Here is a 22516-nt window from a genome sequence, read left to right on the forward strand (position 1 = left end):
CCGGGCGCTTACTCGGCGGGGATGGCGTCGGCGGGCAGCTGGCCGACGCGCACGTCGGCGCGGCCCGAGAGCGCGCGGTCCAGCTGTTCGTGGTCGAGTTGCCTTTCCCAGCGCGACACGATCACCGTCGCGACCGCATTACCGATGAAGTTGGTGAGGCTGCGGCACTCCGACATGAAGCGGTCGACGCCCAGGATCAGCGCCATGCCTGCGACCGGCACCGTCGGCACGATCGACAGCGTGGCGGCGAGCGTGATGAACCCCGCGCCCGTCACCCCCGCCGCGCCCTTCGACGACAGCATCGCGACGCCCAGCAGCAGCAGCTGCTGCCCGATCGTCAGGTCGACGTTGCACGCCTGCGCGATGAACAAGGCGGCGAGCGTCATGTAGATGTTGGTGCCGTCGAGGTTGAACGAGTAACCCGTCGGCACGACGAGTCCGACGATCGATTTCGGGCAGCCCGCGCGCTCCATCTTCTCGATCAGGCTCGGCAGCGCGCTCTCCGACGAGGAGGTGCCGAGCACCAGCAGCAGCTCGGCCTTCAGGTACGCGATCAGGCGGAAGATCGAGAAGCCGGCGATGCGGCTGACGAGGCCGAGCACCACCACCACGAACAACAGGCTGGTGAGGTAGAAGGTGCCGACCAAGGTGGCGAGGTTGAGAAGCGCACCGACGCCGTACTTGCCGATGGTGAAGGCCATCGCGCCGAACGCGCCGAGCGGTGCCGCGCGCATCAGGATCGCGACCACCTTGAACACCGCCAGCGACACGTCCTCCAGCGCGCCGAGCAGGCGGTCGCCGCGGTCGCCGAGCAAAGCGAGCCCGATGCCGAACAGGATCGCGACGAACAGCACCTGCAGGATGTTGCCCTCGGTCAGCGCGCCGACGAACGTGTCGGGGATGATCCCGGTCAGGAAGCCGGTGATCGTCGTCTCGTGCGCCTTGCTGGCGTAGTCGGCGACCTTGCTGGCATCGAGCGTGGCGGGATCGATGTTGAGCCCGGCGCCCGGTCGCACCACATTGGCGACGACCATGCCGATGACGAGCGCGAACGACGAGAAGAACAGGAAATAGGCGAACGCCTTGCCCGCGACGCGCCCGACCGAGCCGAGGTCGCGCATCCCGGCGATGCCGGTCACGATGGTCAGGAAGATGACGGGCGCGATGATCATCTTCACCAGCTTGATGAAGGCGTCGCCGATCGGCTTCATCGCCTCGCCGGTCTGCGGCGCGAAATGCCCCAGCAGCACGCCCAGGGTGATCGCGATCAGCACCTGGACGTAGAGCTGCGCGTACCACGGCTTCGCGGCCGGCAGCGCCGCGTCGGCGGGTTGGGTGGCCTGGATCATGCGCTCGAACCTCTCCTTTCCGCCGCTTCCGGGCGGGTCAGTAACGCCGTCATGGTGACGGATCGCGGCCGCGCACAATCATCTTTTCGCACGAATGATGATAACCATTGTTTTGCAATGGCTTGGCCGATCCGAAGCGACGTGCGAGCAATAACGGCGTGCAACAATCTACATCCTAGACCCTTGCAAAGTGCAAGAAGTTGCACGGATCGCGGCACCGCGTACAACACCGAACATGAGTCGCACGTCTGCCCGCGTTGTCCGGTGGTTGATCGCGGTGCTGGCCGCGGCCCTGATCGTCCTGGCCGCCGCCTATCTCGCGCGCGAGCGCGCGCGCGACACGCTGGCGCAGGGCGCGCTGACCGACGCGCGGTTGCGCGCGTCGCTGCTCGACAGCGAGATCGCGCGCTTTCGCCTGCTCCCGCTCGCGCTCGGCGACGACCGCGACGTCGCGGCGACGCTCGCCGGCACGCCCGGCGCGTCGGAGGCGCTCGACCGCAAACTGGAGGCGCTGGCGCGCACCACCGGCGCGGCGGTCATCTACCTGGTGGATCGCTCGGGCCGCGCGGTGGCGGCGAGCAACTGGCGCACCCCGGCGAGCTTCGTTGGCCAGGATTACGGCTTCCGCCGCTACGTCCGCGACGCGCGACGCGTCGGCGTCGCGGCGCAGTTCGCGCGCGGCACGGTCAGCCGGCAACCGGGCCTGTACCTCGCGCGGCGTACCGGCGCCGGCGGCGTGGTCGTCGTCAAGCTGGTGTTCGACCAGGTCGAGCGCGACTGGGCGCGCGCCGGCGGCGACACGTTCGTGCGCGACGCGAACGGCGTCGTGGTCGTGAGCAGCCGACCGGCGTGGCGCTTCGCGGCGACGCGCGCGCTGCCGCCCGCGCTGCTCGCCGCGATGCGCGCGGAGGCGAGCCTGCCTGCCGGCGCGCTGCGGAGGCTGCCACCCGCGCCCGACAATGTGGCGGCGACCGTCGCGACCGCGCAGCCCGGCTGGACGCTGACCTTGCGCCGCGCGACCGGCCCGGCGGCGTGGGCGGCGGCGCGCAACGCGGCGATCGGCGCGGGGTTGGCGCTGCTCGCGCTCGCGGCGCTGCTATGGGGCCTGCGCCAGCGGATCGATCTGACGCGCCGCCGAACCGCCGAGCTGGAGGACGCGGTGGCCGCGCGCACCGGCGAGCTGACCCGCGAAATGGACGAGCGCGCGGCGAGCGAGGCGCGCGCCGCCGACCTGCGCGAGGCGCTGCGCCAGGCCAACCGGCTCGCGACGCTGGGGCAGGTGACCGCCAGCGTCGCGCACGAGACCGCGCAACCGGTGGCGGCGATCCGCACCTTCGCGCAGACCAGCGCGGTGCTGCTCGACCGCGGCGACACGGGCGCGGTGCGCGACAACCTTGCCGCGATCGCGCGCCTGTCCGACCGGATCGGCGCGGTGACGCAGGAGCTGCGCGGGTTCGCGCGCCGCCGCGCGGGCACGCTGCGCCCGGTCGCGCTGGCGGAGGTGATCGACGGCGCCGTGCTGATCCTGAAGGAGCAGTTGCGCACGGTGACGCTGGTGCGCGATCCGGTCGAGCCGGCGCTGCTGGTGATGGGCGGGCGCGTGCGGTTGGAGCAGGTGCTGGTCAACGTGCTGCAGAACGCGATCGAGGCACTCGCCGACGCGCCCGGGCCGCGCATCGCGCTGCAACTGCGCGTCGAGGCGGCGCGCGTCGTGCTCGCGGTCGAGGACAACGGCCCCGGCATCGCCGAGGCGGTCGCCGCGCGGCTGTTCACCCCCTTCGTCACCAGCCGCAGCGACGGGCTCGGGCTCGGCCTCGTCATCGCGCACGACATCATGGTGGAACTGGGCGGCACGTTGCGCCACCTCCCCTTAGCGAGCGGCGCCAGGTTCGAAATCGAGATGGTGCCGGCATGAGCGCGGAGCGCCCGATCGTCGCGCTGGTCGACGACGACGACGACCTGCGCCTCGCCACCGGGCAGCTGCTGACGCTCGCCGGCTACGAGGTGCGCGGCTTCGCCGACGCGCCGGCCGCGCTCGCGGCGGTCGACCGGGCGTTCGCGGGCGTTGTCGTCACCGACGTGCGGATGCCGGGCGTGTCGGGGATCGAGCTGTTCCGCGCGCTGACCGCGCGCGACGCCGACCTGCCGGTCGTGCTGATGACCGGGCACGGCGACGTCGACATGGCGGTGTCGGTGCTGAAGGCGGGGGCGTGGGACTTCCTGTCCAAGCCGTTCGACCCCGACGCGCTGCTCGCCGCCGTCGCGCGCGCGACGACCGCGCGCGCGCTGACTATCGAGAACCGGCGGCTGCGCGCGCTCGCGGAAGACTCAGGGGTGGATGAACTGGTCGGCCACAGCGCCGCGATTCGCCGGCTCCGCGCGACGCTGCCGATGCTGGCGGACGCCGACCTCGACGTGGTGGTGGAGGGGGAGACCGGCACCGGCAAGCAGTTGCTCGCGCGGTTGATCCACCGCGGCGGCCGGCGCGGGCGGCACCGCTTCGTCACGGTCGATTGCGCGGCGCTGCCGCCCGGCGCCGAGAACGCGCTGTTCGACGCGTATGGGACGCTGTCGCAGGCGGATCGGGGCACGTTGTTTCTCGACAACCTCGACCGCGCCGACGAGCGCGTGCAGCACCGGCTGGCGCAGTTCGTTGAGCGGCGCGCGGTGGCGCTCGACGCGCGCGAGCCGGTCGCGGTCAACGCGCGGATCGTCGCGGCGATCGACGCGGGCGGGCAGGCGCGCGTGCTGCCCGCCTTGTTCCACCGCCTCGCCGCGGTGTCGCTGCGGCTGCCCCCGCTCGCCGAGCGGCTGGAGGACGTGCCGCTGCTCGCCATGCACTTCCTCGCCCGCCACGCGCGCGGCACGGGCACGACCGCCGCCGATGTCGCGCACCTCGCCGCGCGGCGCACCTGGCCCGGCAACGTCCGCGAGCTGGAGATGGCGGTGGAGCGCGCGGTGCTGGGGCTGGACACGGAAGCGCGCGCAAACGCCGAGCTGCCGCTGCCCGAGCGGGTGCGCGGTTTCGAGCGCGCGCTGATCACCGATGCGGTGACGCGCGCGGGCGGCGACGTCGCGCGCGCGACCCAGCTGCTGCAGATCCCGCGCGAAACCTTCTACTACCGGGTCAAGCGGCTGGGCATCGACCTCAGGGGGCTGCGCGCGCGCTGACGCGGGCCGTTGAAGGCGGTCGAACCGGTGCGCGGTGCGGCGCCGGGTTGCGGACGCGGCGCTCATCATGCATGGTTCGCGTGGGTGTTCGCGCGTTTGATGCGGGCAGGTTCTCACGCTGGTCGGGCCGCCAGCGGATCAGACACGTGCCGGGAACGGCGCGCCCGCGCGAACCCTTCTCGTTCTCCGCCGCGCGCGCCGTGCCACGGTCGCGTCGTGAACCGCGGCCGCGTCACGTCGTTCGGCGACGTGGCGCGGCGAAACGCGCGAAGGGGATAGGGACGAGTGTCGCTGCTGGCGCTGATATTGATGCCGTTGGTCGCGGTCGCGCTGTTGACCGCGACGCGCCGCGCGTCGCGCCGCGTCCACGTGCTGATCGCCGCGGTGGCCAGCGCGGGCGGGCTCGCCGTGCTGCTGTCGCTGGCGGGCGGCGCGTTCGCCGCGCGGGTGCCGACCGTGACGGTGGCGTGGCTGCCCGCGCTCGGCCTCGACCTCGCGCTGTGGCTCGATCCGCTCGCCCTGCTGTTCGCCGGGCTGATCCTCGGCATCGGGCTGCTGGTGGTCGTCTACGCGCACGGTTACCTGGCGGGCGACGAGCCGAGCGCGCGCTTCCTGTCGTTCCTGATGCTGTTCCAGGGCGCGATGATCGGCATCGCGCTGTCGCGCAACATCCTGCTGACCCTGGTTTTCTGGGAGCTGACCAGCCTTTCCTCGTTCCTGCTGATCGGGTTCTGGCGCGACCGGGCCGAGGCGCGGCAGGGTGCGCGCATGGCGCTGACGGTCACCGGTGGCGGCGGGCTCGCGCTGATCGCGGGCACAATTCTCCTGGGCAAGGCGGCGGGGAGCTACGACCTGGCGACGGTGCTCGCGCGCGCCGACCTGGTGCAGGCGTCGCCGCTCTACCCCGCGATCCTCCTTCTCATCCTCCTGGGCGCGTTCACCAAGTCGGCGCAATTTCCGTTCCACTTCTGGCTGCCGCACGCGATGGCGGCGCCGACCCCGGTCAGCGCGTACCTCCACTCCGCGACCATGGTGAAGGCGGGCGTGTTCCTGCTCGCGCGGCTGTGGCCGGTGCTCGCCGGGACCGACTGGTGGTTCAGCATCGTCGCACCGGTCGGGCTGGTGACGATGCTGTTCGGCGCGGGCGTCGCGTTGTTCCGCCACGATCTGAAGGCGATCCTCGCTTATTCCACGATCAGCCAGCTCGGGCTGATGGTGATGCTGCTCGGCTTCGGCACCGCCGCGGCGGCGACTGCGGCGGTGTTCCACGTCCTGAACCACGCCGCGTTCAAGGCCGCGTTGTTCATGCACGCGGGCATTGTCGACCACGAGACGGGCACGCGCGACGCGCGTCGACTGGGCGGGCTGGCGGCGCTCATGCCGCTCACCGCCACGCTGGGCGTGCTCGCCGCCGCCGCGATGGCGGGGCTGCCGCCGCTCGGCGGGTTCATCTCCAAGGAGATGATGCTGGAGGAGAGCGCGCACGTCGTGCTCGCCGGGCAGCCGCTGCTGGTGCCTGCGCTGGCGACGATCGCCGCGCTGCTGTCGGCGGCCTACGCGCTGCGTTACGCGGTGGCGCTCCACTTCGGTGAGCGACGCACGGGCGCGGTCGCGCAGCCGCACGACCCGGGCGCGCTGCTGCTCGCACCACCCGCGATCCTCGTAGCCGCCGCGCTGGCACTCGGCGTGCTGCCGATGACGCTCGCCGGCTCGCTGGTCGCGGCGACCAGCGCCGCGGTGACCGGACAGACGGTGCCCGAGCTCGACCTGGCGCTGTGGCACGGGATCAACCCCGCGCTGCTGATGAGCGTGGCGGCGGTGCTGCTCGCCGTGCTGCTGTTGTGGCGATACCGCGCGGTCGCCGCGCTGTGCGCGCGAATCACCCTGCCCGACGCGAAGCGGATGTTCGACGCGGGGATCGACGGCGCGGTCTCGGTGCTGCGCCGCGCGGTGGACGCGGTTCACGCCGCGTCGCTGCAGCGCAGCCTCCTCTTGCTGTTCACCGTCGTTGTCGCGCTCGGCGGCTGGGCGGTGCGCGACCATCCGATCACCGCGGGCACGCGCGCACCGAACCCGGCCTCCGTTCCCGCGGTGATCGCGTGGGCGGCGCTGGTCGCGGCCACCGTCGCGGTGGTCGCGGTCGATCGCCGGCGCTTCCTCGCGCTCATCTTCATCAGCGTCGTCGGGCTGGTGGTGGCGCTGGCCTTCGTTCACCTGTCCGCGCCCGACCTCGCGCTGACGCAGATCGCGGTGGAGGTGGTGACGATCCTTCTGATGCTGCTGGCGCTCCACCTGCTGCCGGGCAATCCGCCGCGGCTGTCGTCGCTCGGCCGCCGCGCGCGCGACGCGGCGGTCGCGATTGCGGCGGGCGCGGGCGCGGGCTGGCTCGCCTGGGCGGTGATGACCCGTCCCGAGCGCGTCGGCATCTCGCGCTTCCACTGGAACAACAGCTATTCGGGCGGTGGCGGCACCAACGTCGTCAACGTGACGCTGGTCGATTTCCGCGCCTTCGACACGCTGGGCGAGATCATCGTGCTGGGAATCGCAGGACTCGCCATCTTCGCGCTGCTCGAACCCGCCGCGCGCGGGGTCGCCGGGCGGCGGCTGCGCGGCTGGGAGTCGAGCGACCAGCACTCGCCCGAGCGGCACCCGATGATGTTCGTGATGGCGACGCGGCTGCTGCTGCCGCTGGCACTGCTGGTCGGCAGCTACATTTTCCTGCGCGGGCACAACCAGCCGGGGGGCGGCTTCATCGCCGCGCTTGTCTTCTCCATCGCGATCCTGCTGCAATATCTCGCCTCGGGCTTCGACTGGACCGACGAGCGTCGCAAGTTCGGCGAACACACGCTGATCGCGACGGGCGTCCTGATCGCCGCCGCGACGGGGCTGGGATCGCTGCTGTTCGGCGCGCCGTTCCTGACCAGCAGCTTCGGCTATTTCCACCTGCCGCTGATCGGCGAGTTCGAGCTCGCCACCGCGACCCTGTTCGACCTGGGCGTTTCATGCGTCGTGGTCGGCGCGGTGATGATGGCGCTGGCGCAGCTCGCGCACGTGACGCACCGCGCCGCGAGGGAGGGGGAATGAGCCTGGAGTTCCTGGTCGCCTCCGCGATCGCCGTGCTGGTGGCGGGCGGCATCTACCTCGCGCTGCGCGGTCGCACGTTCCAGGTCGTGCTGGGGCTGACCCTGCTGTCCTACGCGGTGAACCTCTTCCTGTTCGCGATCGGCCGGCTGGTCGTCGATCACCCGCCCTTGTACGCGAAAGGCGTGACCGATTATGCCGACCCGCTGCCGCAGGCGCTGGTCCTGACCGCGATCGTCATCACCTTCGGCATGACCGCGCTGACCGTGATCCTGTCGCTGCGCGCGTTCCTCGAAACCGGCTCGGACCAGGTCGACGGCCGCGCCGACCGCGACGCGACGGCGGAGGAGCGCGCGTGACGATGCTCGACCTGCTGATCGCGCCGATCGTCGTGCCCGCGCTGGTGGCGCCGCTCACCCTGCTGCTGATGCGGCGGCGGCGCGTGTTCAGCCTGTACCTCTCGCTCGGCGGGTGCGTCGCGCTCTTGGCGGTGGCGATCGCGCTGTTCGCGACCGCGCAGGACGACGCGGTCCGCAGCTACGCGCTCGGTGCCTGGCCCGCGCCGTTCGGGATCGTGCTGGTGCTCGACCGGCTGGCGGCGACGATGCTGGTGCTGACGGCGGTGCTGGCGCTGGTCGTGCTCGCGCACGCGGTGGTGACCGCCGCCGACCGCAAGGGCTGGCATTTCCACCCGATGTTCCATTTCCAGCTGCTCGGGCTTAACGGCGCGTTCCTGACCGGCGACCTGTTCAACCTGTTCGTCTTCTTCGAGGTGCTGCTGATCGCGTCCTACGGGCTGATGCTCCACAGCCAGGGCGCGCAGCGGCTGAAGGCGGGGGTCGCCTACGTGGTGATCAACATCACCGGATCGGCGCTGTTCCTGGTCGCGCTGGGGCTGCTCTACGGGCTCACCTCGACGCTCAACATGGCCGATCTGTCGCGCAAGGTCGCGCTGCTCGGCGCGGGCGATCAGGGGCTGCTGCGCGTCGCCGGGCTGCTGCTGGTCACCGTGTTCGCGCTCAAGGCGGCGGTGGTCCCGCTCCACCTGTGGCTGCCGCGCACCTACGGCGCGACCAGGCCGGTGGTGGCGGCGTTGTTCGCGATCATGACCAAGCTGGGCGTCTATGCGATGATCCGCACCGTGCCGCTGATCTTCGGCGCGCGCGCGGGCGCCGCCGCCTGGATCACCGCGCCGTTCCTGCTGCCCGCCGCGGCGGTCGGCGCGATCCTCGGCTTCGTCGGCGCGCTGACGGCGCGGGGACTGCGCGAACAGGCGGCGTTCGCGGTGCTCGCCTCGACCGGCACGCTGCTGATGGCGGTGTCGCGCTGGCAGCAGGCGACGCTCGCGGCATCGCTCTACTATCTCGTCCAGGCGACGCTCGCGGGGGCGGCGCTGTTCCTCGTCGCGGACGTGACGCTGCGCCGGCGCGGCCAGTACGCCGACGCGATCGTGCCCGGCCCGCGCTTCGCCGGGCAGGACGCGGCGGGGCTGCTCTACCTCGCCGCCGCGGTCGCGGTGGTCGGACTGCCGCCGCTCGCCGGCTTCGTCGGCAAGCTGCTGATCCTCGACGCCAGCTTCGGCGTTCCCGGCTGGCAGGTGATCTGGGCATCGCTGCTGATTGCCACCCTGATCGGCACGCTTGCCTTCTCTCGCGCGGGCTCGACATTGTTCTGGGCCGCGCCCGCGGACGCCGACGCGATCGCGGGGCATCGGCGATCCCCGCTCGAGTTCGCGGCCCCGCTCGCGCTGCTGGCGACCTCGGCGCTGCTGACGATCGCGGCGGGCTGGGCGACCGCGCAGGCCGAGGCCACCGCGCGGCAGATCATGGCGCCCGCGCGCTACGCCGCCGCCATCCTGGGTCCGGCGCGATGAGGTGGCTGCTGCCCCACCCCGCCCTGTCGGCGATGCTGCTGGCCGTATGGGTGCTGATGGCCAACGAGGTCACCGTCGGCGGCATCGTGGTCGGCACGGTGTTCGCGCTGGTGCTGCCGAAGTTCACCCAGCCGTTCTGGCCCGACCGTCCGCAGATGCGGTTCGGGCGCGCGTTCCTGGCCTATCTGGCGATCGTGCTGTTCGACATCATCGTCGCCAATTTCCAGGTTGCGGCGCTGCTGCTGTTCCGGCGCAACCGCGACCTGCGCGCGCGCTGGCTGATCGTCCCGATCGCGCTGACCACGCCCGAGGCGATCACGATGCTGGCTGGCACGATCAGCCTGACGCCCGGCACGATCTCGGCGGACGTATCGGCCGACGGGCGCTTCCTGCTGGTCCACGCGCTCGACGCCGCGGACGAGGCGGCGGAGGTGGCGCGCATCAAGGCGCGCTACGAGGCGCGGCTGCGGAGGATATTCGTATGATCGCGCTCGCGCTCCAGTTCGCGACCGGTTGCATCGCGCTCGCGCTCGTGCTCAACGGCTGGCGGCTGCTGCGCGGACCGGCGCTGGGCGATCGCATCGCCGCGCTCGACACCATGGTCATCAACGCGATCGCGCTGATCGTGCTGATCGGCATGATCGGCGGCAACGACACCTATTTCGAGGCCGCGCTGCTGCTCGCCATGGTCGGGTTCGTCAGCACCATCGCTTATTGCAAGTTCGTGCTGCGCGGGGACATCGTGGAATGAGCGCCGTCGCCGACATCGTGATCGTCGCCTTGCTGGTCCTGGGCGCGGGCTTCGCGTTGATCGGCAGCTGGGGGCTGGTGCGGCTGCCGACCACGATGGAGCGGCTGCACGGCCCGACCAAGACCACCACGCTGGGGCTCGGCGCGCTGCTCGTCGCCTCGGTGGTGTATTTCCAGGCGCGGCTCGGCATCTGGACCGCGCACGAATTGCTGATCTCGCTGTTCCTGTTCATCACCGCGCCGATCTCCGCCAACATGATCGCCAAGGTGCACCTGCACCGCGTCCGCACCGGCAAGCGTACCGAGCCCGAGAGCATCGCCGGCCCCCCGCCGCGCCCGTCCGCGCAGGGCGATTGGGCGACGTTTGAGGCGCCGAAACCCGACACGCGCGCGTCGACCGCGAACACCTGAGCGCGGCGGGTCACGACCCGGAACATGTAACGGGCATTGCTGTGCCGAACGACGCACCCGCACCCTGCGACGGATCGTTGGTGCCGTTCGACCAGTGGACAGCGGGGAAATGAACGATCGGAAGCGACGTTCATTTCACCGCACTGAACCTACCTGCACGCGGAGCTCTCCCTCATGAAGACCAGTGGCAACACGATATTGATGACCGGCGGCGGCTCCGGCATCGGCGAGGCGCTCGCGCACCGCTTCCACGATCGCGGCGACACCGTGATCATCGTCGGCCGCCGCCGCGAGGCGCTGGAGCAGGCCGCGGTCGGGCGCGAGCGCATCCACGTGATGACGCTCGACGTGGAGGACGCCGACGCGGTCGACCGCTTTGCCGCGCAGGTCGTGACCGACTTCCCGTCGCTGAACGTGCTGTTCAACAACGCCGGCATCATGAAGTTCGAGGACCTCACGACCAAGCGCGACCTGGCCGACGCCGACGCCACGATCACCACCAACATCCTCGGCCCGATCCGCCTCACCAACGCGCTTATCGATCACCTGAGCACGCAACCGAACGCCGCGGTCGTGATGGTCACGTCCGGCCTCGCGTTCGTGCCGCTGGTCGCGGCGCCGACCTACTCGGCGACCAAGGCCGCGATCCACTCGTACACCGTGTCGCTGCGGACTCAGCTAGCCGACAAGGTCGAAATCATCGAACTGGCCCCGCCGGGGGTGCAGACCGACCTGACGCCGGGACAGGCGAACCGGCCGGGCTATATGCCGCTCGACGCGTTCGCCGACGCGGTTGCCGCGCAGTTCGCGCAGCAGCCGACGCCGCGCGAGATCCTCGTCGACGAGGTCCAGTTCCTGCGCCAGGCCGAGCGCGAAGGCCGCTTCGACGACACGCTGAAGACGCTGACCGAGCGCGCGGCGCAGCAGCGCGAGGCAGGCGACAAGGGCTGAGGCAGCGCTGCCCGTCGACGATGGCGAGTGTCCCGGCGCTCGCTATCGCCGGCTCGTGGTCGTCGGAACGTCCGGCACTAGGCCGCTCACCCGCCGCGCAGCCGATCAGGGTTGGGTGCTCGCGGTCGAACGCCGATCGGTCAGCTCCTTCAACGCGACCGCCGGGTCGCTCAGCAGCGCCGGGTCGACGCGCGCGCCCTCGGCGACCAGCGCGCGTCCCTGGACGTAATCGCGCGCCCGGTTCACGCAGTCCAGTGCGACCACCCGGCCCGCCTTCAGGTAGATCAGCGAGAAGCTGTGCTCGGCCGGGTCGCCGCGCAGCACCGTCTCGTCGTGGCCGGCGGATAATCCCACGGTCTGCAGCTTCAGATCGTACTGGTTCGACCAGAACCACGGCACCGCGTCGTACGGCTCGACGCTGCCGGTCAGGTATTTGGCGACCGTGGTCGCCTGGTCGTTCGCATTCTGCACCGATTCGAGCCGGATTTCCGCACCATCGGCGAACCTGTTGGCGTGCGCCGCGCAGTCCCCGATCGCGAAGACGTCGGGCAGGCTCGTGCGGCAGCACGCATCGACCGTCACCCCGTTGCTCCCCACCGCACCGGCGCGCAGCAGCGGCTCGACCGCCGGAACGATCCCGATGCCGACGATTACCATCTGGCAGGCGAGCACCTCGCCGTCGGCCAGGCGGACACCCGTGGCGGCACCGTCATGCCCCTCGATGCACGACACCGCGACGCCCGTTCGCAGATCGACGCCGCGCGCCCGGTGCTCCGCCTCGTAGAAGCGTGACAAGGGCTCCCCCGCGACGCGCGCCAGCACGCGGTCCTGCGCCTCCAGCAATGTCACGTGCTTGCCGAGCCTGGTCAGCACCGCCGCCGCCTCCAGCCCGATATAGCCGCCGCCGATCACCACGATTCGCTGGGCGGCGGGCAGTTCGGCGATCAGGCGATCGACGTCCGCGCGGGTGCGCACGGCGTGAACGCCGAGCAGATCGTGACCCGCGCAGGTCAGCCGCCGCGGCGCGCCACCGGTCGCCCAGATCAACGTGCCGTAATCGACGCGGGCGCCATCGGCCGTGGTGACACGGTGTCCGGCTGGATCGACAGCGACGACCGAGCGGCCGAGCAGCACGTCGATCCCGCGCGCGTCCCAGAACGCGGCCGGGCGCAACAGCATGCGCTCGAACGGCTTGTCACCCGACAGATATTCCTTGGACAGCGGCGGACGCTCGTAGGGCAGCCACGGCTCGTCGCCCAGCAGCGCGACCGACCCGTCGAAGCCACGCTGGCGCAGCGCGATCGCCGCCTGCGCGCCGGCATGGCCCGCACCGACGATCAGGACATCGTGGAAGGCGGCAGCGGTCATAGCTTCGGGTCCTGAGTAAGAATGCTGGCGCGACGAGCGCAGCGAGTGCCACGCGAAGTCGTATCAGTCATCGGGCATCTTTCCCAATGGCAGCCTCCATCAGCAGTTCCTGCACTCGTCGCCCGTAAACCGTCCTGCGCCAGCACCGTCAGCGCAGACGTGGCGAACAAACGCCTTTTCCGCTCGAGTGAATGGGTGATCTCCAGCACGAGAACTTGCTGCGCGCGATCGGTCAGCCGCATCGCGTCAGGCGCGTCGAACAGGCTTCTTCCGACTTGCCTTCGCTCGGCAAGCAGTAGGAGAGCACGAGCAAGATGTGGCGCCTCACGTCACGCCGGCTGACCGGCGCGGCGACGTAGAACCGCCCGCGCAAACGTGCAGGCGGTTACCGTTGCAATCGTCGTTGGCCTGGGTCGATCAGAACTATGCCGGCAAGCGTGCCGATCATGTCGCTAGCAAATACGGTGTCGCTCGCGAGATCATCGAGGTGCGTGAGCCCGAACGCGGTCTCGTCGCATGGTCGCCGTTTTCCCGCAAAGCGTGGGCAAAGGAGCCGCTTACGCAGACTCAGTGGCGGAGCGGGAGGGAGCGGAACTCCCACGGTTTTCTGCGGGCTAGAGGGAGTAAGTCGGGTGATAGCCTCTCCGTATCACCCGAGTTGGCTCCGCCCTAGATCGCAAAAAACTACGCTGAGAGCGTAGAAAGTTCTGGACAGCGCCCCCCGACTCGGTGCATCAGAATGCCATCGCAGGTCAGGAAAGGGGATAGTCACCACACATCGAGGGTCAAACCTCGCGGAACATGAAAATGTTCTACTTCTGAGGCCGTTAGTGCGAGAGCGCGAGTGGCCCCGGCGCGGCCCCGATGGCGGGGACCGCGCCAGGTGATCAGGGTCAAGACGTTCCTTCCCCGCCTTCACGCCAAGGTGGCAGGCCATTCAAGGCCGGTGTGGAAGGAGGACTGCAATGTCAGATCAAGACCGCGAAAAGGAACGTCGGGCGACGAATACTGGGACTAGGCAGAATTGGGCGGGCCGTTTGGTAAACCCAAAGATGCTGAAAGCGGTGCTGGCGACGGGGAAACTGGCAGTGAAAATTGTTCAGGTGATCCTAGAGTTGGCAAAGTTGTTCAAGGACTAAATCCCCACCCTGCTTCACGCTCACATTCAAGTTGGGGTTTCAAATGTTAGGAGAAGCTCTCAGGCTCATTCGTGTTTATCACGACCTGAAGCAAAAGGAGGTCGCTGAGCGCCTCAAGATTTCTCCTCAGTATCTCTCTGAGATCGAGAAGGGGCATAAGGTCCCCACGCTGGACGTGATTCAGCGATATTCGGACACATTCGGCCTTCCCGTCTCCTCCATCATGTTTTTCGCTGAGACGGTGGAGGGCAAGACCACCCTAGATCGCGCCCGCGCATTCGTCGCTGGGAAGATGGTCGGGTTGCTACAGTTTCTGGAAGCGCGGGCGGAGAAGGTTCATGCCGATTAAGAAGCGGTACGCGCTGAACCAATCGCCGCTCTACAAGCTCGGAAGCCGTCCGAAGCTCGCGCGCCTGCTAGGCGTGACCCATGGGGAATTGAGGAGGCTTGCTGCGGGGGACGCGCTCTACAGCGAGTTCGACATCCCGAAGAAGTCAGGCACCGGCTTTCGTCACGTCGAAAACCCTGTTCGCCCCCTCAAGCTGCTCCAAGCAAAACTGGCGCGGCTGCTCGCGCGGATCGAACCGCCGGACTTCCTGTTCTGCCCGGTGAAGGGCCGCTGCTACATTACGAACGCGGCGGCGCACCGAGGCAACCGCATGGTTCAATGTCTCGACCTTGAGAAGTTCTTCCCAAGCACGACGCAGAAGCGCGTGTACTGGTTCTTCCACAAGATCATGCACTGTGATCGGACCATTGCCGCCCTGCTCGCGCAGCTATCGTGCTATCAGCAGCATTTGCCGACTGGCAGTCCGCTCAGTCCCATCGTGGCCTATTTCGCATATTATGATCTTTGGCAGAACATCGACCAGTTTTGCCGGGAGCGCGGCTATACGTTCACTGTCTATGTCGATGACGTGACGATTTCAGGCGAGAGTGTACCCGAGCGCGACGTTTGGGAGGTCAAGCGGATGATCCATCGGGTCGGCTTGCGCTACCACAAGGAAAAGACGTTCGTGGACAGGGCCGCCGAAATCACGGGTGTCGTTTTGCGCGACGGAAAGCTTGTCGCTCCGTTTCGTCAGCACAAGAAGCTCCACGAGACTGTCACGGCGCTTAGTGCCGCGACCGATGAAATGCGCGGAGCATTGCTGGGTACGCGGAACGGGGTGGCGGGCCAACTCAAGCAGATTGCCGCCAAAAATTAGGGCGGCGGAGGAGCCTAGCTCACCCCGCCGCCCGCCGCGCGAACGCCTGCCCTTACACGCTCGCGCGGAGCCGATCAGATCAGGCCGCGATACGCAGCAGCCGGATCGCATGAGGATCGAGCAAGCCACCGCCCACGCGCTTGGTCACGTAGAAGTTGATGTAAGGCTTGTTCGTATACGGATCGCGCAGGACGCGAGTGCCGAGGCGGTCATTGATAAGGTAGCCAGCCTTGAAGTCACCGAAGGCGATGGCGAGGTTGCCAGCGGTCGGCGCGGGCATCGCCTCGTCAATCTCCACCGGACGGCCCAGCAGCAAAGCGGGCTGATCCGCCGTGAGTGCCTCCCGCCAGATCGGGCGACCATCAGCGTCCTTGATCTTGGCGATCCGCGCCGCCGCAAGGCTCGACATGAGCCAAGTCGCGTTCTGTCGGTATGGAGCGCCCAGCCCATACAGGAAGTCGGTCAGCGCATCGATGCCGATGGCGCTCTCAACCACCTCTACAGGCCCGCCGGGATGAAGATTGGCGTTCGCCTCCCCGATCCCGTGGGTAAGCAGACCGGCTGGCTTGTTCACCCCGTTTCCGGCGATGAAGGCGATGCCCTCCTGCCGGTTGAACTCGCGCTCGATGCTCTGCGCCAGCCACGTTTCGACGTTGATCGCGGAGTCATCGAGCAGGCGCTGCGTCGCCGCCGGCATGGCGTAGATTTCGCCAGCCGCAAACGTGATCGGCGCGAGGCTGGAACTGGTCGTCAGCGGACGCGGCGCAGTCTCGCCCACCCACCCCGAACCCCAAGTGTCGGAGTTCCAGAGGGTGCTGAATGCGCCCACTGTGGTCGGTTGCACCGTGGCGAGGCGGCGCATGGGCGAGGTCGCGCGCTGCTGCTCCAGCAACTTGCGATCCCATTCAACGGGGGCGAGATAGCCGCCGGTGCTGTTGTCACCGATCGACATAGCGGCCTGCACAGTGGCACGGTCGCCCGTCGCGTTGGCGGTCTTGAGGAAGTCCTCACCGTCACCGCGACGGAAGTAGCTGGCGAACGCGCGGGTGTAGTCCGGCTCCACTGGGAGGATCGCGCCAACAGCGGACGCACCTCCCGCGTTGACCTGGCTCTGAACAGCGTTGAGCGCGGTTTCGAGGTTCTGAAGCTGCTGGTCGCGCTTGGTGAAGCCGTCACGGAGCAGGTTGTTGATGTCGCTGAACATGCTCTCGATGTTCTGCGGGCCTTCGGCGCGGATGCCGTGACCGCCGACGCGGCGCATGGCGACAGGGATACGGCTGGCGAGAATGTTGGTCGGCATGGTAGTTCCTCCTGATAACGGGAGGACCCTCGGCCATTCGCGCTGCCGGGTATGCGGTTCTCGACAGTATCCAAGAAAAAGGATGGGAGATAAGAGTGTCTGACCCAATACTGACCTACAGCACTGCGAAAGGCTATGTGCAGTCTGCGTATGTCATGATGGCAAGTGAGTATCGTTTCGCTGCACCGGAAGATTCAACTTTCGTGCTGGGCTTTCACATGCTGGCTGGTTTTGCCGCAGAACTGTATCTAAAGGCCTATCTCGCGCACAAAGGGCACACGGAGAAGGAGCTTAAGGGACAGGGTGTCCGTCACAATCTTAAGGCTCTACTCGCCCTCGCAAAAGCGGATGGTTTTAGTAGTGCCTCGGCTGAGCGCCTCGTTGATTTGCTGAACGACAATCATGAGTCTTTCGAGTTTAGATACATGAAGAGCACTTCGACATATACAGCGAGGTCACTCAATGAGGTTTTTGAGGACTTCTCCCATCTCGACAATTTTGTTGACACAGAGGTTGGAGCAAGCGCCTCGAAAGGTAGGTCCCCAGGGGGTCTTTGGAAACTCGCTGACGAGAAAGCGGAGTGGCGTCTGTAACGTCAGTTGGTGCGCTGTCGGAGATGACGAAGGTAACGCCGCGTTAGCAGCCCTTCTAAGGCCGCTAGAACTTCCTGTCGCTCGACCCTCTCATCATGAGGGTTGAGGTAGCGGCCTGCGCGCGCCCGCAGCTTTTCCACCCGGCGCTCCACGAACAGGGAAAGCGTGTCCACCGCCGGATCGGTTGCCAGTGAGTGAAATGGAGACGGGAAGGCGGCGCGGCGTATTTCGGCCAGTCCCGCCACGATCTGATCGTCACCGGCGTCCACGAAGGCGGCAAGTTCTTCCACTACCCGCCCGGCAATGACGCGAGCAATCGGCTCGCGACGGCCCGATAGCCCAACCTTGGTGGCGGCTTCCGCAACGAGCCGCGCCTCAAGCAAAGGTCGCCTTGGCCGTCCGCCCGTCACCGTGGCACCAGCGCGATCAGTTCGACGTGCCGAAGCGCGTGCATCGCCTGCCGCGCCGCCTTGCGTGTCAGCCCACCGGCTTGGAGGGTCCGCTCCAACTGGCGCGGGGCAAGCGGCTCGCTCATTTCGTCCAGCAGCGCGAGCGCGGCGGCGCGCACTTCCGGCGATGCGGCGAGCAAGGAGGCTAGGCCGCTCATTGCATGGTCTCCACGGTGAGGGGTAGGCCCGCTTCCATTACGTCGAGGGCGCGACGCACCCAGTCGATAGCGGCGGCGGGGTCGTCTACGTTGTGTTGAGCAAGGTCCACGGCGCTGTAGGCGGCGGCTATGGCGATGTCGTCGGGGGCGACACCTTGGTCCGCGTACTTGGCGGCGGCGAGCCGGTTGACCCGGCGGCAGCGTTCGATCTTGTCGATGCTGGCGGTTTCGCTGCTGGTCATATCAATGCACCCCAGTGAAGTCGAAGTCAGCGGGCGGGCGCGCCAGCAGGCCTTCGTCGTCATCATCAAGCGGGAATGCCTCGTTGCCGCGCTGTAGCTCGCGACGACGGGCAAGGCCGCCAGTGTCCATGCCGCCTTTGGCGCGGCTATGGATGGCGAGGGAGCGGCGGGTGGTCGCGATGCAAGCCCGGAGTGATGCGAGTTCCGCGCACCGGGGATTGCGGATCGGCCCGCCGCTGGCACCTTCCACCACGCTGCCCTCACGGCGGATCGCATCGGCTTCGGCCCGTGCGTCGGCAATCATGCGCGTCAGGTCAGCGGCGATGCGGATCATGTGATCGGTCCACTCGCCCTTAGGCAATTCAGCGATGACCTCGTTGAAGATGGTGAGTTCGGAGTTGGTCAGGAAGTAATCGGCAGGCGGCGTGATGATACGCTCGCCATTGAACATGTCCTTCACTGCCGCTTCCTTGCTATCAGCACGTTGGCGTCGCGGCTTCTTCACATCGCTACTCATCGCGTGTCCTCCAATATGGGTGTTAGGATATGCGTTACTGGTTGGCGCCGGTCGTCAGGCTGGGGGCTTCCGAACTTTTCCTGCCCCCTCCCGTCAGGGCACTGCCGAGGCTCGCCGGAGGCGATGCAGGAGGGCTGGCGGCGGGGATCGCACTAGGGTCGGACTGGACGGGGCTGGCGCACTGCGCTCCGGCCTTCCCGCGCCGCCGGATACGGTACTGGCGCTCGGTCGGGTCCCACTCGATGCCGGGGTCTGCCGCCGCATCCTGCCGCGTCTCGCGGTCGAGGGCGGACAGGTTGAGGTGGCGGACTCGCCAGCGCACCTGCTCACGGCGGGAACTATGGGTCGGTTCGACCAGCGCCGGGAGATAGTTGGTCGAGGCGTCGCGGATGTACTTCAGTTCAGACATTGATTACCTCCCGAGGTCAGCGCCGGACTAGGCAGGGACGGGGGACGGGCGAACCGCTGGTTTCCTAATTCCCGTAATATTAATCCCCCTATCCTCTCCGATTTAATCCTAACCGGAAGTAGAAAGCCCCCGTTTACTCGTCCCCCGTCCCTGTGATTTTGAGCCTCAAAGCGGATCATCGAGCTTAACTCCCTCGATAGTTGTCAGCCGGTCCTTAATATCCTCCCAAGTCGCATCCGCAGGCGGCTCAAAGTTCATCAACAACGCATCCTTCACCCCAGCAAATTTGGGGCGGCGGTTATTTGCCCAGACCGTAATTCCCGGCACGTTCTTCATCGCGCGCACGAGGGTGTCGTCTTTCTCAAGTCGCCGGTCTGCGATGTCTGCCTCGCCATTCGACCGCTTGAACCCGCGCTTGAGCGCTATCCATTCACGGGCAGCGCTCAACCGAAGGATAACGGGCAGGTCTATTCCGACCAAATGTTCGGCAAGTTCCACCGCCAGCTTTGCGCCGTCAGATTGTGACTTCTCCGCGATCTGTGCTTTGCGGATCGAGCGCGGAGCGTGATCGCCAGTGCGAACGTAATTGCCACGGGCGACGTATTTGCGTGCCCAATCGAGAATGATCGAGGGACCATTGCCCTCAATCCACGCGTAAAGGCTCGCCCAAACGTCAGACGATTGAGGTTGCTCGCTGACGGTCGGTACCAGCCAGCGACGATCTTCCAAGTCGATGTGCAGCGCCCGCGTAGAGTTTGAGCAAGCAATTATGTGCAGCCAGTTGTCGATCTCATACCGCTTTATGTGCTTCTCGTTCACGGTGACGTGATCGTCAGTCATCACTGACTTTAGGTCGTCATAGGTCTTGCGACTATGACCAGAGTACAGCTCTGGAACGAAAGCGAGCCGCTTGCGCGCGATCCAGCCATTGAACTGGCTTTCTGAAACTTCCTTCGTGCCGGGGAAGCTGACATTGGACGCGCCGAGCATCTTGCGTAGGATCGCCCCGAGCGTTCCCTTGCCGACACCTTGGGCTTCGGAAATGAGAAGGATGCCCCAGCGCATCCGAACCTCGGGCTTGGCGATGAGGGTGGCGAGCCAGCGCAGAAGGTGGTCGCGCTCCTCCTCATTCGGGATCAGGTGGGCGATGAAGTCCAACCATGGCGTGGCGTCGCCTTCGCGCGCAATGATGCGCGGCTCCTCATAGACATTGAAGCATCGGGAGCCGTCTTTGAGAATTGTCCCGGCGCGCTGGCTCGGGTTCCAAATGAGCTTATCGTGCTGACACTCAGCTTCGCCCAGCACCTTCGTGGCGGTGTCCTTCACATCGGAGAAGGGCGCCACCAAGCCGTTGAACTCATCCGCTGACCGGTCACGGCTCGGTTGGTGCCGCGATATGAAGCGCAACGGGTCGAGCGTGTAGGCGACGGTTGCCGCGAACTCAGGACGGAGGACTGCTGTGGGCCTGCCGCGCCCCTCCGCCGGTATCATTGCCGTCGCCTGCGTAGCTGACAGCAGGCAGTCTCGCAGCGCTGGACCGATGTACGCGCCCTGCTCATCGAACAGGCTGTATGGCCATTCATCCGCTAGATCGAAGCCGTCCACGAACCGCTGATCGAAGGTGAGGATGAACACATTGGCGGGGAAGTGGCGTGCTATGCGGCGCGCAGCGCGGATGCCTCGATTGTCGTTGTCAGCCACGATGATGACGCGGCCCCACCCATGCCGGGAGAGCAGGCTCCAATCGCTACGGCCCACCGCGTTGACGCCGCCGATCCAGCCGACGTGATGGGCGTGGCATAGGTCGGCCAGCCAAGGCAGGCGATGCCCCCGGCCTTCCGCTTCGATCACCTTGCGGACGTGACGCGTCGCCTTCGCGCCCTCATGAAGCACGAGCGTGGACGCCTGCTGCATGCCCGACAAGCCGTAGAACGGCATGACGTCCGGCTCGACGGTACGCCATCGGCCGTCGCTCCAGAAGGTCCACGGCAGGAAGCCTTTGCCGCCGTCCTTCGTCTCATATCTCTGATGGACCATTACGACGTGGCCGCGCTCGTCGTGACAGACGAACGTGTTCGGGTCGTTGAGGTCACGGCCGGGAGGCGGTTCGGCGATGGCTACTAGCGAAACCTGCTTCGGGAACCTCTCGCGAGCCTCCTTGAACTCCTCCTGCAAAGACTGTCGCAGTGCATCGTCGGGCAAGTCGATGGCGCCAGAGACGGTGAGCACGTTGTTCTTGAAGGTCGCGGACGCGATGCGGCCCGGATAGCCGTCGATTACGCCGTTGCGCCACGCCGATTGCAGGTTGGCCTCGGACAATTCGACTCCGGGCGAGCGCGCCCAGCGGGCGAATTGTGGAAGGTCCAGCAGGGTATGAAGCTGGTCGCCTTTCCCGCCCTCATGGACGGTGAAAGGCGGCGCTTCCTTCTGATCTGCACCGGCCGCAATAGGATCGGGCTTCATAGTTACCTCTTGGGTGGCCTCCGCCTTTTGCTCGGCGGAGGCTTTCTCATGTCGGGGATCAGGCATCGGCCATCGCAGCGCGGATCGCGGCCCGGTACGCATCGAGGCCAAAGGTCGTGCGGAAGCGCGCAGGCCCCGCAGCGTCAGCCGCTTCCGGCGCTTCATCGGACGTAAAGCAGAACAGTGCGCCGTTGCGGCGGAACTCGATGTGGACGAACGACGCTTCGGGATCGAACAGAAGCTGCTCCGCGATCCGGCAAGCCCAACGCGCCGCCAGCGGAAACTTCATGCCCGAGCGGACCATATCGCCCGCCAACATCATCAGCATGGTCTGCCGCTCGGTGAAGTTCCGGGTGCCGCCGTTCGACGCGGGCGGCGGGAGAACCGGCTGAATATCCGGCTTGGTCAGCATCTGATAGACAGTGACCAGCGGCGTATGCATAAGATCAGCGACACTGGAGGTCGGAAGCGTATCAGCAGACATAGTATTTCTCCTTCGTCCTTCTTAAAAGCGAAGGTCGATTCAGAGAGAACAGCTAGAGTTCGGGGCGCTCTCTGTTTGGACCGATGCGCCCGAAACTATTGCGAGTGCGGTCGGAGAAGCCGAGCTTGAACCGCGACCATAGTTCGCGAGCGTGGTGCCAGGCGTCCTGTTTCGTCGGCCACGACCGGCGGTGATCGCCGCAGGGCAGCGGGGGGTCGATCAGGACGGCATAGGCGTCGCCAACCGCGATCAGCACGACCAGCGGCCCGACCGGCTCTAGATCGTCGTCACCATCATCTTCCCGCTGTTCCGCTTTGCGGCGTTCGGCGGCGAGCCTCGCGCCCGCTGGGCCAAGGTAAAGCCGCTCCTCCGCCTCACGCTGCATCGCGCGCCGCCGTGCGCTGCTCGATCCATTGATTGAGTTCGCTGACAAGCCAGCCGCGCGCCTTCGGCCCCAAGGGGATCGGCTTCGGAAAGGTGCCTGCCTTCATCGCGTCGTCGCGAAACTTGCGAGAGGTGTTGGTTAGAGCCTTGAGGTGCTTCTCCCGCACAATCAGCGGGGCGGGCATTGGTTCGGTACTATCTCGGTGGGTCGTCATC

25 protein-coding genes are annotated in these 22516 nt (G+C 67.2%); 13 read left to right on the plus strand and 12 right to left on the minus strand.

From position 1 onward, the window contains the following. Positions 1 to 8: 8 nt before the first annotated feature. Positions 9 to 1349 carry a dicarboxylate/amino acid:cation symporter gene (locus ACFDS6_RS06055; protein ID WP_375271219.1) on the minus strand — a complete coding sequence of 447 codons (1341 nt, stop codon included), beginning with the start codon at positions 1347 to 1349 and terminating at the stop codon, positions 9 to 11. Positions 1350 to 1626: 277 nt separating this feature from the next. Between ACFDS6_RS06055 and ACFDS6_RS06060 the strand changes: the two genes are divergently transcribed. From ACFDS6_RS06060 to ACFDS6_RS06100, 9 genes are all read left to right on the plus strand, one after another. Further along, positions 1627 to 3264 (plus strand): ATP-binding protein, encoded by a 1638-nt coding sequence (locus tag ACFDS6_RS06060; protein ID WP_375271220.1) that lies wholly within the window; start codon positions 1627 to 1629, stop codon positions 3262 to 3264. Continuing rightward, positions 3261 to 4520 (plus strand): sigma-54-dependent transcriptional regulator, encoded by a 1260-nt coding sequence (locus ACFDS6_RS06065; protein ID WP_375271221.1) that lies wholly within the window; start codon positions 3261 to 3263, stop codon positions 4518 to 4520. The genes ACFDS6_RS06060 and ACFDS6_RS06065 overlap by 4 nt, the downstream gene beginning before the upstream one ends. A gap of 285 nt (positions 4521 to 4805) precedes the next feature. Beyond that, positions 4806 to 7604, plus strand: a complete 2799-nt coding sequence (locus ACFDS6_RS06070) for a monovalent cation/H+ antiporter subunit A (protein ID WP_375271222.1) — start codon at positions 4806 to 4808, stop codon at positions 7602 to 7604. 2 nt (positions 7605 to 7606) lie between these two features. Further along, entirely contained in the window at positions 7607 to 7960 is a 354-nt protein-coding gene (locus ACFDS6_RS06075) for a Na+/H+ antiporter subunit C (protein WP_375271264.1), read from the plus strand. A gap of 2 nt (positions 7961 to 7962) precedes the next feature. Continuing rightward, complete coding sequence (locus tag ACFDS6_RS06080; protein WP_375271265.1) at positions 7963 to 9474, plus strand: monovalent cation/H+ antiporter subunit D; 1512 nt, start codon at positions 7963 to 7965, stop codon at positions 9472 to 9474. Further along, positions 9471 to 9959: a Na+/H+ antiporter subunit E gene (locus ACFDS6_RS06085; RefSeq protein ID WP_375271223.1), complete on the plus strand. Its 489-nt coding sequence runs from the start codon at positions 9471 to 9473 to the stop codon at positions 9957 to 9959. Before ACFDS6_RS06080 ends, ACFDS6_RS06085 begins: the two co-directional genes overlap by 4 nt. Beyond that, positions 9956 to 10225, plus strand: coding sequence for a K+/H+ antiporter subunit F (locus ACFDS6_RS06090; protein WP_375271224.1), 270 nt, complete (start codon positions 9956 to 9958; stop codon positions 10223 to 10225). The genes ACFDS6_RS06085 and ACFDS6_RS06090 overlap by 4 nt, the downstream gene beginning before the upstream one ends. Continuing rightward, complete coding sequence (locus tag ACFDS6_RS06095; protein WP_375271225.1) at positions 10222 to 10635, plus strand: Na+/H+ antiporter subunit G; 414 nt, start codon at positions 10222 to 10224, stop codon at positions 10633 to 10635. The genes ACFDS6_RS06090 and ACFDS6_RS06095 overlap by 4 nt, the downstream gene beginning before the upstream one ends. A gap of 174 nt (positions 10636 to 10809) precedes the next feature. Continuing rightward, positions 10810 to 11586, plus strand: coding sequence for an SDR family oxidoreductase (locus tag ACFDS6_RS06100; protein ID WP_375271226.1), 777 nt, complete (start codon positions 10810 to 10812; stop codon positions 11584 to 11586). Positions 11587 to 11691: 105 nt separating this feature from the next. Here the strand turns inward: ACFDS6_RS06100 and ACFDS6_RS06105 are convergent, their stop codons facing one another. Further along, entirely contained in the window at positions 11692 to 12954 is a 1263-nt protein-coding gene (locus tag ACFDS6_RS06105) for an NAD(P)/FAD-dependent oxidoreductase (protein ID WP_375271227.1), read from the minus strand. A gap of 965 nt (positions 12955 to 13919) precedes the next feature. On the opposite strand from ACFDS6_RS06105, the gene ACFDS6_RS06110 reads away from it, so the two are divergent. Genes ACFDS6_RS06110 through ACFDS6_RS06120 form a run of 3 tightly spaced genes read left to right on the plus strand, consistent with a single transcriptional unit; the run spans position 13920 to position 15301 of the window. Then, a complete protein-coding gene (locus ACFDS6_RS06110; RefSeq protein WP_375271228.1) occupies positions 13920 to 14093 on the plus strand; it encodes a hypothetical protein in 174 nt (57 codons plus the stop codon). A 43-nt stretch (positions 14094 to 14136) separates the two neighbouring features. After that, on the plus strand, positions 14137 to 14442 hold the full coding sequence (locus ACFDS6_RS06115) for a helix-turn-helix domain-containing protein (RefSeq protein ID WP_375271229.1): 306 nt from the start codon (positions 14137 to 14139) through the stop codon (positions 14440 to 14442). Next, positions 14432 to 15301 (plus strand): reverse transcriptase family protein, encoded by an 870-nt coding sequence (locus ACFDS6_RS06120; RefSeq protein WP_375271230.1) that lies wholly within the window; start codon positions 14432 to 14434, stop codon positions 15299 to 15301. The genes ACFDS6_RS06115 and ACFDS6_RS06120 overlap by 11 nt, the downstream gene beginning before the upstream one ends. A gap of 79 nt (positions 15302 to 15380) precedes the next feature. Here the strand turns inward: ACFDS6_RS06120 and ACFDS6_RS06125 are convergent, their stop codons facing one another. Beyond that, a complete protein-coding gene (locus ACFDS6_RS06125; protein WP_375271231.1) occupies positions 15381 to 16601 on the minus strand; it encodes a phage major capsid protein in 1221 nt (406 codons plus the stop codon). A 95-nt stretch (positions 16602 to 16696) separates the two neighbouring features. Between ACFDS6_RS06125 and ACFDS6_RS06130 the strand changes: the two genes are divergently transcribed. Next, positions 16697 to 17194 carry a hypothetical protein gene (locus tag ACFDS6_RS06130; protein WP_375271232.1) on the plus strand — a complete coding sequence of 166 codons (498 nt, stop codon included), beginning with the start codon at positions 16697 to 16699 and terminating at the stop codon, positions 17192 to 17194. A gap of 2 nt (positions 17195 to 17196) precedes the next feature. Here ACFDS6_RS06130 and ACFDS6_RS06135 read toward each other — a convergent pair whose 3' ends face one another. The 9 genes from ACFDS6_RS06135 to ACFDS6_RS06175 form a co-directional block, all read right to left on the minus strand. Next, positions 17197 to 17577 carry a hypothetical protein gene (locus ACFDS6_RS06135; protein WP_375271233.1) on the minus strand — a complete coding sequence of 127 codons (381 nt, stop codon included), beginning with the start codon at positions 17575 to 17577 and terminating at the stop codon, positions 17197 to 17199. 23 nt (positions 17578 to 17600) lie between these two features. Continuing rightward, positions 17601 to 17801 carry a hypothetical protein gene (locus ACFDS6_RS06140; protein ID WP_375271234.1) on the minus strand — a complete coding sequence of 67 codons (201 nt, stop codon included), beginning with the start codon at positions 17799 to 17801 and terminating at the stop codon, positions 17601 to 17603. Further along, the gene (locus ACFDS6_RS06145) at positions 17798 to 18043 is read right to left on the minus strand and encodes a hypothetical protein (RefSeq protein ID WP_375271235.1); all 246 of its coding nucleotides are present in this window, start codon (positions 18041 to 18043) and stop codon (positions 17798 to 17800) included. The genes ACFDS6_RS06140 and ACFDS6_RS06145 overlap by 4 nt, the downstream gene beginning before the upstream one ends. Before the next feature lies 1 nt (position 18044). Then, positions 18045 to 18560, minus strand: a complete 516-nt coding sequence (locus ACFDS6_RS06150) for a hypothetical protein (protein ID WP_375271236.1) — start codon at positions 18558 to 18560, stop codon at positions 18045 to 18047. 34 nt (positions 18561 to 18594) lie between these two features. Further along, positions 18595 to 18969, minus strand: a complete 375-nt coding sequence (locus ACFDS6_RS06155) for a hypothetical protein (RefSeq protein ID WP_375271237.1) — start codon at positions 18967 to 18969, stop codon at positions 18595 to 18597. A 165-nt stretch (positions 18970 to 19134) separates the two neighbouring features. Further along, the gene (locus ACFDS6_RS06160) at positions 19135 to 21432 is read right to left on the minus strand and encodes a DUF5906 domain-containing protein (protein ID WP_375271238.1); all 2298 of its coding nucleotides are present in this window, start codon (positions 21430 to 21432) and stop codon (positions 19135 to 19137) included. A 58-nt stretch (positions 21433 to 21490) separates the two neighbouring features. Then, positions 21491 to 21916, minus strand: coding sequence for a hypothetical protein (locus tag ACFDS6_RS06165; RefSeq protein WP_375271239.1), 426 nt, complete (start codon positions 21914 to 21916; stop codon positions 21491 to 21493). 52 nt (positions 21917 to 21968) lie between these two features. Then, a complete protein-coding gene (locus tag ACFDS6_RS06170; protein WP_375271240.1) occupies positions 21969 to 22301 on the minus strand; it encodes a hypothetical protein in 333 nt (110 codons plus the stop codon). Next, complete coding sequence (locus ACFDS6_RS06175; protein ID WP_375271241.1) at positions 22291 to 22485, minus strand: helix-turn-helix transcriptional regulator; 195 nt, start codon at positions 22483 to 22485, stop codon at positions 22291 to 22293. The genes ACFDS6_RS06170 and ACFDS6_RS06175 overlap by 11 nt, the downstream gene beginning before the upstream one ends. Positions 22486 to 22516: the final 31 nt, after the last annotated feature.

The organism is Sphingomonas sp. (assembly GCF_042095875.1).
Classification (GTDB): domain Bacteria; phylum Pseudomonadota; class Alphaproteobacteria; order Sphingomonadales; family Sphingomonadaceae; genus Sphingomonas.

Bases quoted from the DNA above. Each gene is read 5' to 3' on its own strand.
- ACFDS6_RS06055 (WP_375271219.1), bottom strand. From the start codon at position 1,349: ATGATCCAGGCCACCCAACCCGCCGACGCGGCGCTGCCGGCCGCGAAG.
- ACFDS6_RS06065 (WP_375271221.1), top strand. From the start codon at position 3,261: ATGAGCGCGGAGCGCCCGATCGTCGCGCTGGTCGACGACGACGACGAC.
- ACFDS6_RS06080 (WP_375271265.1), top strand. From the start codon at position 7,963: ATGCTCGACCTGCTGATCGCGCCGATCGTCGTGCCCGCGCTGGTGGCG.
- ACFDS6_RS06085 (WP_375271223.1), top strand. From the start codon at position 9,471: ATGAGGTGGCTGCTGCCCCACCCCGCCCTGTCGGCGATGCTGCTGGCC.
- ACFDS6_RS06090 (WP_375271224.1), top strand. From the start codon at position 9,956: ATGATCGCGCTCGCGCTCCAGTTCGCGACCGGTTGCATCGCGCTCGCG.
- ACFDS6_RS06095 (WP_375271225.1), top strand. From the start codon at position 10,222: ATGAGCGCCGTCGCCGACATCGTGATCGTCGCCTTGCTGGTCCTGGGC.
- ACFDS6_RS06100 (WP_375271226.1), top strand. From the start codon at position 10,810: ATGAAGACCAGTGGCAACACGATATTGATGACCGGCGGCGGCTCCGGC.
- ACFDS6_RS06105 (WP_375271227.1), bottom strand. From the start codon at position 12,954: ATGACCGCTGCCGCCTTCCACGATGTCCTGATCGTCGGTGCGGGCCAT.
- ACFDS6_RS06110 (WP_375271228.1), top strand. From the start codon at position 13,920: ATGTCAGATCAAGACCGCGAAAAGGAACGTCGGGCGACGAATACTGGG.
- ACFDS6_RS06115 (WP_375271229.1), top strand. From the start codon at position 14,137: ATGTTAGGAGAAGCTCTCAGGCTCATTCGTGTTTATCACGACCTGAAG.
- ACFDS6_RS06120 (WP_375271230.1), top strand. From the start codon at position 14,432: ATGCCGATTAAGAAGCGGTACGCGCTGAACCAATCGCCGCTCTACAAG.
- ACFDS6_RS06125 (WP_375271231.1), bottom strand. From the start codon at position 16,601: ATGCCGACCAACATTCTCGCCAGCCGTATCCCTGTCGCCATGCGCCGC.
- ACFDS6_RS06140 (WP_375271234.1), bottom strand. From the start codon at position 17,801: ATGAGCGGCCTAGCCTCCTTGCTCGCCGCATCGCCGGAAGTGCGCGCC.
- ACFDS6_RS06145 (WP_375271235.1), bottom strand. From the start codon at position 18,043: ATGACCAGCAGCGAAACCGCCAGCATCGACAAGATCGAACGCTGCCGC.
- ACFDS6_RS06150 (WP_375271236.1), bottom strand. From the start codon at position 18,560: ATGAGTAGCGATGTGAAGAAGCCGCGACGCCAACGTGCTGATAGCAAG.
- ACFDS6_RS06155 (WP_375271237.1), bottom strand. From the start codon at position 18,969: ATGTCTGAACTGAAGTACATCCGCGACGCCTCGACCAACTATCTCCCG.
- ACFDS6_RS06160 (WP_375271238.1), bottom strand. From the start codon at position 21,432: ATGAAGCCCGATCCTATTGCGGCCGGTGCAGATCAGAAGGAAGCGCCG.
- ACFDS6_RS06165 (WP_375271239.1), bottom strand. From the start codon at position 21,916: ATGTCTGCTGATACGCTTCCGACCTCCAGTGTCGCTGATCTTATGCAT.
- ACFDS6_RS06170 (WP_375271240.1), bottom strand. From the start codon at position 22,301: ATGCAGCGTGAGGCGGAGGAGCGGCTTTACCTTGGCCCAGCGGGCGCG.
- ACFDS6_RS06175 (WP_375271241.1), bottom strand. From the start codon at position 22,485: ATGCCCGCCCCGCTGATTGTGCGGGAGAAGCACCTCAAGGCTCTAACC.